Source organism: Actinomadura sp. NEAU-AAG7, from assembly GCF_018603865.1.
Classification (GTDB): Bacteria; Actinomycetota; Actinomycetes; order Streptosporangiales; family Streptosporangiaceae; genus Spirillospora; species Spirillospora litoris.
Window position 1 is genome coordinate 618699 of record NZ_JAHFZY010000007.1, and the last position, 10782, is coordinate 629480.

General features: G+C 74.8%; 9 protein-coding genes. 5 read left to right on the forward strand and 4 right to left on the reverse strand.

The window, feature by feature from the left end; genetic code table 11:
- The first annotated feature begins 105 nt into the window (after positions 1-105).
- The gene (locus KLI87_RS32260) at positions 106-1014 is read left to right on the forward strand and encodes a TauD/TfdA family dioxygenase (RefSeq protein WP_214620045.1); all 909 of its coding nucleotides are present in this window, start codon (positions 106-108) and stop codon (positions 1012-1014) included.
- A 303-nt stretch (positions 1015-1317) separates the two neighbouring features.
- Here KLI87_RS32260 and KLI87_RS32265 read toward each other — a convergent pair whose 3' ends face one another.
- The gene (locus KLI87_RS32265) at positions 1318-2289 is read right to left on the reverse strand and encodes an ATP-dependent DNA ligase (protein WP_308166354.1); all 972 of its coding nucleotides are present in this window, start codon (positions 2287-2289) and stop codon (positions 1318-1320) included.
- Between the two features lie 90 nt (positions 2290-2379).
- Here KLI87_RS32265 and KLI87_RS41225 point away from each other — a divergent pair, with 90 nt between their 5' ends.
- On the forward strand, positions 2380-5274 hold the full coding sequence (locus KLI87_RS41225; RefSeq protein WP_214620047.1) for a LuxR family transcriptional regulator: 2895 nt from the start codon (positions 2380-2382) through the stop codon (positions 5272-5274).
- Positions 5275-5284: 10 nt separating this feature from the next.
- Here KLI87_RS41225 and KLI87_RS32280 read toward each other — a convergent pair whose 3' ends face one another.
- Complete coding sequence (locus tag KLI87_RS32280) at positions 5285-6244, reverse strand: nitrilase-related carbon-nitrogen hydrolase (protein ID WP_250904436.1); 960 nt, start codon at positions 6242-6244, stop codon at positions 5285-5287.
- 199 nt (positions 6245-6443) lie between these two features.
- On the opposite strand from KLI87_RS32280, the gene KLI87_RS32285 reads away from it, so the two are divergent.
- Positions 6444-6782 (forward strand): STAS domain-containing protein, encoded by a 339-nt coding sequence (locus KLI87_RS32285; protein WP_173391026.1) that lies wholly within the window; start codon positions 6444-6446, stop codon positions 6780-6782.
- A gap of 119 nt (positions 6783-6901) precedes the next feature.
- On the forward strand, positions 6902-8452 hold the full coding sequence (locus KLI87_RS32290; RefSeq protein WP_214620048.1) for a metallophosphoesterase family protein: 1551 nt from the start codon (positions 6902-6904) through the stop codon (positions 8450-8452).
- Between the two features lie 269 nt (positions 8453-8721).
- Here KLI87_RS32290 and KLI87_RS32295 read toward each other — a convergent pair whose 3' ends face one another.
- Entirely contained in the window at positions 8722-9543 is an 822-nt protein-coding gene (locus KLI87_RS32295; protein WP_214620049.1) for an STAS domain-containing protein, read from the reverse strand.
- A 2-nt stretch (positions 9544-9545) separates the two neighbouring features.
- Positions 9546-9857, reverse strand: a complete 312-nt coding sequence (locus tag KLI87_RS32300; RefSeq protein WP_156222538.1) for a hypothetical protein — start codon at positions 9855-9857, stop codon at positions 9546-9548.
- Between the two features lie 482 nt (positions 9858-10339).
- Here KLI87_RS32300 and KLI87_RS32305 point away from each other — a divergent pair.
- A partial coding sequence (locus tag KLI87_RS32305) for an alpha-amylase family glycosyl hydrolase (RefSeq protein ID WP_250904437.1) occupies positions 10340-10782 on the forward strand: 443 nt, incomplete at its 3' end.

Here is a 10782-nt window from a genome sequence, read left to right on the forward strand (position 1 = left end):
TCGCAGGCGGCATGTGGACCTCCTCCGCGTGATCTCCGCGGGCTGTCCGGGCTGACCGTCCCCCGACCGTCCGCCGCCAGACCAGCCGCGAGAGAGGAACCACCCATGTCCCAGACCATCAGCGAGCCCGTCCACCGGACCGCGCGCCAGATCGGCGGCCGCGTCGGCGCCGAGTTCACCGACGTCGACCCGCTCACCCTCCCCCTCGAAGAGATCGTCCTCGCGCTGCGGCGGCACAAGGCGCTGGTGTTCCGCGACGCCGGGCTCGACGACGACGGCCAACTCGCCTTCGCCGCCCGGTTCGGGGAGCTGACCAGGGCGCACCCGACGGTGCCGTCCGTGGACGGGCGGCCCGACATCCTGCCCGTCCGGGGCGAGGAGGGCATCCGCTCCAACACCTGGCACACCGACGTCACGTTCGTCCGGACGCCGCCGAAGCTGAGCACGCTGCGCGCCCTCGTCGTCCCGCCCTACGGGGGCGAGACGCTGATCGCCAACACGGCCACCGCCTACCGCGACCTGCCGCGCCCGCTCCGCGAGTTCGCCGACGGGCTGTGGGCCGTCCACACCAACGACTACGACTACGCGGTGCCGAGCACCAACGCCGAGAAGGCCGCCGAGTACCGCAGGGTGTTCGCGTCCCGCCGCTACCGGACCGCGCACCCCGTCGTGCGCGTGCACCCCGAGACCGGCGAGCGCGGCCTGTTCATCGGCGGGTTCGCGCAGAAGCTCATCGGGCTGTCCGGGACGGAGTCGCGCGACATCCTGCGGATCTTCCAGTCGTATGTGACGCGGCCGGAGAACATCGTGCGCGTCCGGTGGCGGCCGGGCGACCTCGTGCTGTTCGACAACCGGATCACCCAGCACTACGCGCCCGACGACTACGGCGACCAGCCGCGCGTCCTGCACCGCGTCACGGTCGCGGGCGACGCCCCGGCGGGCGTGACCGGCGACCGCAGCTACATCCTCGAAGGCGACGCCGCCCCGCACTACACCCCGGCCCGCGCCGCCTGAAAGGACCGGCCTCCTATCACGTCACGGCCCAAGGCACTCGCCTGACGGCTGTGCTCATGAAGCCCCGGCCCAAGGCACTCGCCCGACGGCTCGGGCCCTGACCGCGCCGTGGCGGGCGCGGCACCGCTTCGCGGTCTTCCCGGCGGGGCTCGCCTCCGGCGCCGCCCCACCGCTCAGTCGGCGCGCCCGCGCGGCGGCCGAGGCCATCACGGGACCCGCCCGGGGGTGTTCCGCCACCTGACGCCCCCGGGCGCCCCCGGGCGCCCCTGCCCATCCAGCGGACCCGCGCCTCGCCGTCCGCGGCTACGCCTTGCCGTCGGGTTCGGCGGCGCGGCGGGCCCGGGCCCGGCGTTTGCCCTCGTGCATGGCCTGGACGCGGGCGATCGGGATCGTGTGCCCCTCCTCGACCAGGTCGGCGGGCAGCGCCTGCGGGTCGGGCATCAGCTCGGCCCAGGGGTCGCGGTCGGCGAGCAGCCGGACGGCCTCGCGGATGGTGAAGGCGCGCGGGTCCACGTCGTCCAGCTCCTCCCACGGCACCGGGAACGAGACCGGCACGCCGGGGCGGATCCGCGGGCTGTAGGCGGCGGCGACGGTCGCGCCGCCGGCCCGGGTGGAGTCGAGGAAGACCTTGCCCGCGCGGTCCTCGCGGATGAACGCGGTCGTCGCGAGGTCGGGGTCGAGGCGCTCGGCGCGGGCGGCGAGCGCGCGGGTCGCGGCCGCCACGTCCTCGACCGGCGCGCGGCCGTCGAGCGGGACGAACACGTGCAGGCCCTTGGCGCCGCTGGTCTTCACCGCGCCGTCCATGCCCAGGTCGGTGAGCGCGCGGCGCACCAGGTGCGCGGCCCGGGCCACGGACGCGAACGCGCCGCCGGACGGCGGGTCGAGGTCCATGACGAGGTGCGTGGGGTGGCCCGGGTCGGCGGCCAGCGCGAGCGGCGGGTGGTACTCGACCGCGCGCTGGTTCGCGAACCACAGCAGCGTCCGGCGGTCGTCGCACAGCGCGTAGGACACCTCGCGCTGGGACGTCTCCGCCCAGATCGTCACAGTCCGGACGAACGGCGGTGTGTACCTTGGCACGTTCTTCTGCATGAACGGCTTCTGGCCGCGCAGCACGCGGACGACCGACAGCGGCCGCCCCGCGAGCTGGCGGACGAGCCGCCCCGAGACGGCGTCCAGATAGTCGACGAGATCGCGCTTGGTCGCCTCGGCCCCCGCGAACAGCGGCTGGCCGAGGTTGGTCAGCGCGACCCCGTCCCGTTCCTCATCGGCGCTCACGTTCCCAGCTTCGCACGCACCCCCGACAGCACCTCGTCCCGGTGTCGGGCACTCTTGTAGCGTCACGGTCCACGGACGAGGGAGACGCGGGTGTACGTACCGCCCCGGCTGGTCGGGCGCGTCCGGGAGTCGGGCGAGCTGGACGCGGCGTTCCGCGCGGCGCGCGAGGGGACGCCCTCGGCGGTCCTGCTCGGCGGCGAGGCGGGCGTCGGCAAGTCCCGGCTGCTCGGCGTGTTCGCCGACCGGTGGCGGGCGCAGGGCGCGCGGTTCCTGGCCGGCGGCTGCCTGGAGCTCGGCACCGAGGGCCTGCCGTTCGCGCCGTTCACCGCCGCGATGCGCCAGCTCGTCCGCGACATCGGCGTGGACGGGGTCGGCGCGCTGCTGCCCGCCGGGGCCGCCCCCGGGCTCGGGCGGCTGCTGCCCGACTTCGGGGAGGCCGACGGGGACGCCTTCACGGCCGAGGCCAGGGCCCGGCTGTTCGAGCTGGTCCTCACGCTGCTGGAGCGGCTGGCGGCCGACGGCCCGGTCGTGCTGGCCGTCGAGGACGCCCACTGGGCCGACCGGTCGACCCGCGACCTGCTGGTGTTCCTCGTCCGCAACCTGGGCGCGGGCGTCCCGCTGCTGATCGTCGCCACCTACCGGACCGACGAGGTGCACCGGTCCCATCCGCTGCGGCCGCTGCTGACCGAGCTGGACCGGGTGCCCGGCGTCCGGCGCGTCGAGGTCGCGCGGCTCGGCCGGGAGGAGGTGCGCGAGCTGGTCCGGGGCGTCCTCGGCGCGGAGCCGCCCGCCGCGAGGCTGGAGGAGGTGTTCGCGCGCAGCGAGGGCAACCCGCTGTTCGTGGAGGCGCTGCTCGGCTCCGGCGGCGACGCCGACCTGCCGGAGTCGCTGCGCGACCTGCTGCTCGGCGCCGTCCACCGGCTGCCGGAGGAGACGCAGGAGATCCTGCGGGTCGCGGCCGGGGGCGGCGCCCGGATCGAGCACGAGCTGCTCGCCGCCGTCACCGGGCTGGACGAGCAGGCCCTCACGCGGGGGCTGCGCCCGGCCGTGGCGTCCAACGCGCTCGTGGTGGACGGCGACGGGTACGCGTTCCGCCACGCGCTGATCCGCGAGGCCGTCCACGACGATCTCCTCCCCGGGGAGCGGACCCGGCTGCACGCGCGCTACGCCCGGGTGCTGGAGGAGCGTCCCGGGCTGATGCCCGCCCGGCAGCGCGCGGTGACGCTCGCCTACCACTGGTACGCGGCGCACGACGTCGTCCGGGCGCTGACCGGCGCGTGGGAGGCGGTCGGCGAGACGCGCAAGGCCCTCGCCCACGCCGAGTCGCTGCGGATGGCCTCGCGGGTGCTGGAGCTGTGGGACCGGGTGCCGGACGCGGCGCACCGCATCGGCGTCCCGCACGCGGAGGTCATGGAGCAGGCCGTGACGTTCGCCTGGCTCGCCGGGGAGTCGGAGCGGGGCGTGCGGCTGGCGAACGCCGCGCTGGCCACGCCGGGCCTGGAGGCCGAGGACCCGATGCGCGCCGCCCGCCTGTACCAGCGGCGCGGGCTGATGGGCATGAAGCTCGCCCGCGACGACGCGGTGAACGACTTCCGCACCGCCGCCCGGATCGTGCCCGCGGACCCGCCCAGCCGCACCCGGGCGCGCGTCCTCGCGACGCTCGCGCACCAGACCGCCGGGCTGCACGGCACCCGGGACGAGTCGCGCGCGGCGGCCGAGGAGGCGATGGAGGTCGCGCGGGCCGTCGGCGACGTGGAGCCCGAGATCGAGCTGGGCCTGCGGCTCGCCTGGGACCAGGTGCTGCGCGACGGCGACCTGGAGGCGTGCCTCGCCCGCATCGACCGGGTCGCCGAGCTGGCCGGGGAGGTCCAGGCGATCGATCCACTGATGCGCTCGCTGGTCAACCGGGCCGACGTCCTGGAGATGTTCGGCCGGCACCGGGAGGCCGCCGCCGTCGCGGCGGAGGGGATCGCCAGGGCCGAGCGGTACGGGGTGGCGCGCACCACCGGGGCCTACCTGGCGATCAACACGGCCGAGCCGCTGGTCTCGCTCGGCCACTGGGACGAGGCGCTCGCGGTGATCGGCCGGGCCCTCGCGCAGGACCCGCCGAACGTGATCCGCGGCGGCCTGGTCTTCCTCGCGGGCGGGGTCGCGGTGGCCCGCGGCGACCTGGACACGGCGGCGGCGGAGGCGGCGGCCGCGCGCGAGCTCATCGCCCTCGGCGCCGCGCGCCGCGCGCAGCACCTGTTCCCCGTGTGCCGCCTGGAGGCGCTCGTCGCGCTCGGACGCGGCCGGGCGGCGGACGCGCTGGCCGCGCTCGACCCGGTCATGACCGACGAGGACCTGCCCGACGGCCCCCGGTACGCGCTGCCCGCGCTGGTGACCGCCGCGACCGCCTGCGCCGCACTCGGCGACACCGGCCCGCTCGCGGCGATCCGGGCGCGGGTGGCGGGGATGAGCGTCCACGGCCCGGTGCAGGAGGCCCACCGGCTCACGTTCGCCGCCGAGGCGGCGCGGGCGGAGGGCGTGCTCGACCGGGCCGCCTGGGAGGCGGCCGTCGCCGCGTGGGACGCGCTGGAGCAGCCGCATTCGACGGCGTTCGCGCTGGTCCGCACGGCGGAGGCGGCGATCGCGGACGGCGACCGGAACGCGGCGGGCGCCCGGCTGCGGCGCGTGGACCGGCTCGCGGCGGATCTGCGCGCGGCGCCGCTGCGCGACAAGGCGGCGCGGCTGGCCCGGCGGGCGCGGATCGCGCTCGGCGGCGCCGAGCCGGAGCCGCCCCGGCTGGGGCTCACCCCCCGCGAGGCGGAGGTGCTGCGGCTGGTCGCGGCGGGGCGCAGCAACCGGGAGATCGCGGCGGCGCTGTTCATCTCCGCCAAGACCGCGAGCGTGCACGTGTCCAACATCCTGGCCAAGCTCGGGGTGTCCGGGCGCGGCGAGGCGGCGGCGACCGCGCACCGGCTCCACCTGTTCGACGACGGCTGAGGCCACGCCGTCAGCGGGGGCGCCAGGGCGAGTCGGGGTCGGTCGGGCGGGCGTCCTCGACCACCTGGAGCGCGTACGCCGGACGCCCGTCGGGGGACGCGGCGGGCCCCAGGTAGGTGTGGCCGGTGAGGTGGCACCAGGCGGGCAGGTCGATCGGCGCGGCGGGGTCGGTGGCGATCAGGTGGACGACCGTCCCCGGGCCGAGCCCGGCGATGTGGCCGCGCAGCTCCAGCAGCAGCCGGACGCACGACCTGTCGCCCCCGTCGATCAGCGCGGGGGCGTGCAGGGTCGCGCGGGCGATCTCGCCGGTGCCCGGGCCCGCCTGGGCGATCACGGGCCCGCCCGCCGCGCGGACGCCGGAGCACCCGGCCGCCGGAAGGTAGGGGCCGGTGTTCCCGGCGAAGCTCGCGACCGCCACCCACACGTCGTGCGTCGTCGCGACGCGGTGGGCCCGCTCGGCGAGGACGGACGCGTCGTGCTCGCACACGCCCGCGACGTAGGCGTCGATGCCGAGCGCGGCGGTCCCGGCGGCGTGCTCGGGGACGCCGAGGTCCTTGCAGATCGCGAGGCCGAGGCGCCACCCGTCCACGGTCAGGACGGACGGCCCGGACCCCGGCGTGAACCGCTCCGCCTCGGCGCCGCCCAGGTTCAGCTTGCGGTAGGCGATCGCCGCCTCGCCGCCGACCGCGAGCGTCGCGATCGCCTCACCGGCGGTGTCGCCGGCCACGGGCGCCCCCGCGAGCGCGAGGGAGCCGGTCTCGCGGCAGGCGTCGAGGAGGGGCGCGAGGCGCGGGTCGTCCGGGGAGAGGGCGGGAGCGTCCAGCTCGTAGCCGGTCAGCGAGAGCTCGGGAAAGACCACGACCCGGGAGCGCGCGGACCGGACCGCCGCCGCGTGGGCGCGCGCGTTGACCTCCACGTCGTAGGGCACGCAGACGGGCTGCGCCACGGCGACGGTGAGCGGTTCGCGCATGCGTTCTCCCAAGACGGCAAATCCGGATCAATCGTAGTAAACGTGGGACAGGCCAGGATGGTGGAGGGAGTCCCGAGACTTGACCATCTCTTTCAGGTTTCGTCCAACTTTGGGGCTTACAGTCGCAGTGAAGTACCCCCGGCTGCCGTCAGGTGAGGACTGGACTTTGGGGCTGGCGATGGATCTCGGTGTAGCGCGAGTGGAGAGCACGGAGACCTGCGGCGTACTGGAGTTTCCCGCCGAGGTCGATCTGAGCAACGGCGAGGCGATCCTCGCCCAGGCCCTCGACGTGCTCGACGCGGGGGCACCCGGCCTCGTGCTCGACCTGACCGAGTGCGCGTTCTGCGACTCCAACGGACTGAACGTGATCATCCGGTCGCAGGCACGGGCGAGCGAGTTGGGCGTGCCGATGTGGGTCGTGCTGCCCCAGCGGGGGATCGTCCGCCGGGTGTCGGACGTGGCGGGCCTCCAGCGCCGCGTCGCGATCGCCCCGGACGTGGCCACCGCGATGGAGGCGCTCGCCGTCCCGCAGCGCTGACCCCCTCGCGGCTCCCGGTCCCCCGGTCCTGATCCTCGGGGTGAAATCTCCCGAACACCTGGTGTTCACGGGGGCGCCCCGTCCGTGCGCCACCCTGCTCTAACGTGAACACACCTCGCATGGGTGCTCCCGACCACCTGAGCATGGCGGAGCAGCACGACCACCTCCGCGCCAGGTTCTCCCGCCGCGGCCTCCTGCGCGGCGGCGCGGTCGCCGCGGGCGCGCTCGCGGCGGGCGGCGCGGCCACCGGCACCGCGCGGGCGGCGGCCACGCCCCATCTGAAGCCCGCGCCCGTCCGCGTCGAGGGCGCGCTGGTCGCACCGATCGGACGGCACCTGACATTCGGCGAGGACCCGTCCACGCAGATGCGGGTGTCCTGGCAGGTGCCGGTCGCGGTGCGCAAGCCGTTCCTCCGCGTCGGGACGCACCCGTGGAGCCTCTCGCAGCGGATCCCCGCCGAGGTCCGCGCGCTGCACACCCCCGCCGGGGTCGGCTCCAGCCCGGACGTGACGCAGTACTACCTGCACGTCGCGCTCGACCGGCTCCGCCCGGGGACCACCTACTACTACGGCGTGGGCCACGACGGCTTCGACCCCGCCCACGCCCACCTCGCCGGGACGATCGGGACGTTCACCACCGCGCCGCGCGGCCCGCGCGCGTTCACCTTCACCGCGTTCGGCGACCAGGGCGTCAGCTACCACGCGCTCGGCAACGACAGCCTGATCCTCGCGCAGAACCCGGCGTTCCACCTGCACGCCGGTGACATCTGCTACGCCGACTCCTCGGGCGCGGGCAAGCCGACCGACACCTTCGACGCCCGCCTGTGGGACCAGTTCCTCGCCCAGACCGAGACGGTCGCCAAGCAGGTGCCGTGGATGGTGTCCTACGGGAACCACGACATGGAGGCGTGGTACTCCCCCAACGGCTACGGCGGCGAGGAGGCCCGCTTCCCGCTGCCGCGCAACGGCCCCGACCCGGAGAACCTGCCGGGCGTGTACTCCTTCGTCTACGGCGACACCGCCGTGATCTCGCTGGACGCCAACGACGTCTCCTACGAGATCCCCGCGAACCTGGACCTGTCCAAGGGGCGCCAGACCGCGTGGCTCGACGCGCGGCTCAAGGGGCTGCGGCAGCGCCGCGACATCGACTTCGTCGTCGTGTTCTTCCACCACTGCGCGTTCTCCACGACGAACCAGCACGCCTCCGAGGGCGGGGTGCGCGACGCGTGGGTGCCGCTGTTCGAGAAGTACCAGGTCGATCTCGTCATCAACGGGCACAACCACGTCTACGAGCGCACCGACGCCGTCAAGGGCGGCGCGGTCGGCCGGGAGGTCCCGATCGGCGGGACGGCCCGTCCGCAGACCGACGGCGTCGTCTATGTCACGGCGGGCGGCGCGGGCAAGAGCCTCTACAGCTTCCCCGTGCCCGACTCCTACGAGGGCCACGAGAAGCCCCTCGACTCGGTGGCGACCTACGCGTGGGACAGATCCGGCCACAAGGTGCCGGAGACGGTCCACTGGTCGCGCGTCCGCTTCACGGGCTACTCCTTCATCCGCGTGGACGTGGACCCGGCCCGGCGCGGGCGGACGGCGACGCTGTCCGTCCGCGCGCTGGCCGAGAACGGCACCGAGATCGACCGCTTCACGATCGCCCGCCGGACGCGCGCCTGACCCGCTCTCGCCGGGGGGAGGCGGCCGCACCCGCGCGGGGACCTCTTCGCGTGATCTTCTCGTCCGGGAGACGCCCGGGGCTGCGGGCGGGGCATGGACGGGGGCGGGTGCCGGGCGCATGCGGGGGAAACCGGAGCCGGGGCGACGCCGACCGGAGACGGGAACGTGGTCGTTCCGGGCCGAGGCGTGGGACGGCCCGGTCGCGCGCGACCGGGACGCCGAGTTGATTTCAGGCGGAAGGACGGAGAACACGCGCGGGGCGCACGCCCTTAGGCGAGTGCCGTTCCGCCCCGGCACGCGGTGAAGGCCGAGCCCAGGCCCTCGCGGTCGATGATCTCGCGGAGGCGGGCCGGCAGCGCGGGCAGCGACAGGCAGCCGCCCTCGGCGGCGACGCGCCAGCGGATGCCGAGCAGCACCGGCAGCGGGTCGCAGCGCAGCCCGAGCCTGTCGTGCATCCGCACCATGAGGTGCCGCAGGTCGCCCTCGACCAGCGTGGTCAGCGCCGCGCCGAGGCGCCGCACCGTGATCTGGTCCAGGACGCCCGACAGGTGCACGACCGTGTGGTCGCCGTCGCCGGCCCCGGTCGTGGTGATCGTCAGTTCGGACGCGGGCGCCGGCGCGGGCGGCAGGTCGCCGTCACCGGGATGCATCGCCCGGATCGCGTCGAGCACGTGCGCGGTGTCCACGGCGGCCGGGGAGCCGTCGGGGGGCGGCGCGGCCGTCGCCGCCGCCACGTCCGGATACACCGGGACGATCCGGTCGAGGCCGGTGAGCCGCAGCGCCCGCCGCACCGGCCCGTCGACCGCGGGCACGACGGCGCGCAGCGGGCAGCCGAGCAGTTGCGCGCGGGTCTCGGTGCGGGCCAGCAGGACGAGGCCCGACGCGTCCAGCAGCACCGACTCCCCGAAGTCGACGACGACGCCCGCGCGGCGCCGTCCCGTCCCGGCCGTGCGCGCCGCCGGGGCCAGCGCCCGGCACACGCCCTCCCTGATGCCCGCGTAGTTCTGCCAGCTCACCTGCGCGGGGAGGCGCAGCACGGTGAAGCCCCGCCGGGTCCCGATCTCCAGGCCCGGCACGGAGGTGTCTCGCATGGTCACATCCCGATCGGAGTTCTCACGGCCGCGCGGGCCAGGGTGGACGAAGCGGTCCCGCCGCCGTCCGGACAGGGCGGAGGATCGGGATAGGGCGGGCGGGCGCCTCGCACGACGCCCGTCAGCCGGGACTCCGCGAGGCGCTCGATCGCCTGCTCCTCAAGCCGCACTCCGAGATGCGCGCAGCAGCACCACAGGTCGTCCACGCAGCGGCGCACGCTCTCGGCCGGGACGTCCGCGAAACGAACGCGCAGCCGCGCCACGAGGCCCTCGCGCGCCGGCACGACCGATGGCGACTTCTCCCAGCGCTCCACTGCCCCTCCGATCGCCGCGGACGAAGATCCGTTCCGTCCGGTGGTCATTTGGCCGCCCGCCGGCCCGCATCGGGCGGCGGGTCGTGAGCATGGAGGCGATCTACCCGGGCGCCAGGACGGAAAAAGCGACGAATCTAAAAACACGGACATGACACAGCCGCCGCGCGGCAAGCAGCGTCACGACGCAACGCCCCTGACACGAGCGGAAATGGCCGTGATTTTGCATCGCCTTTCTCCGGTGACACCAAGGCTCGGCCATGCGATGACCGTTTCCTGGTGAACCTCGCGCCGAAGCGATGGTGGCGTGGATCCCGGCACCGCGCCTGCCGCCTGGTGTCCCCCGGATGGGCCTGGACAGAAGGGAGGCGCCGAGAATCTCGGAGCGTACTGAGAATTTACGAACGGTTGGACGTCGCGCACGTCCCGGACCGCGGCACCGGGGAATTGCTGATCTAGATGTCTCCAACACTCCGGGGTGGCCCATGCCTGTCCAGAAGAACACCGGCGGCGACGCGAACGCGGGCGCGGATGTCGCCGATCCGCTTCTTCTGGAGGCCGTGGAGGCCCTGGAGCCCGCCCCTTCGCCCGCCGCCGGGCCACCGCCGGAGCCGCCCGAGCCTTTGGCGCAGCCGGTCGCCGATCCCTTCCGCACCGAGACGCCACGGCAGCCGCATTGGTTCAAGACGGCGGTGTTCTATGAGGTGTCGGTCCGGGGCTACGCCGATTCCAACGGCGACGGCTACGGCGACCTGCGCGGCCTGATCAACAAACTCGACCACCTGCAATGGCTGGGCATCGACTGCCTGTGGCTGCTGCCCATCTACCAATCACCCCTGCGCGACGGCGGCTACGACATCGCCGACTACACCACCATCCTCCCCGACTTCGGCGACCTCGGCGACTTCGTCGACCTCATCGACCAAGC

What these genes read in the sequence shown, in the direction of transcription:
- KLI87_RS32260 (WP_214620045.1), top strand. Translation starts at nt 106, where the DNA reads ATGTCCCAGACCATCAGCGAGCCCGTCCACCGGACCGCGCGCCAGATC.
- KLI87_RS32280 (WP_250904436.1), bottom strand. Translation starts at nt 6,244, where the DNA reads ATGCGCGAACCGCTCACCGTCGCCGTGGCGCAGCCCGTCTGCGTGCCC.
- KLI87_RS32290 (WP_214620048.1), top strand. Translation starts at nt 6,902, where the DNA reads ATGGGTGCTCCCGACCACCTGAGCATGGCGGAGCAGCACGACCACCTC.
- KLI87_RS32295 (WP_214620049.1), bottom strand. Translation starts at nt 9,543, where the DNA reads ATGCGAGACACCTCCGTGCCGGGCCTGGAGATCGGGACCCGGCGGGGC.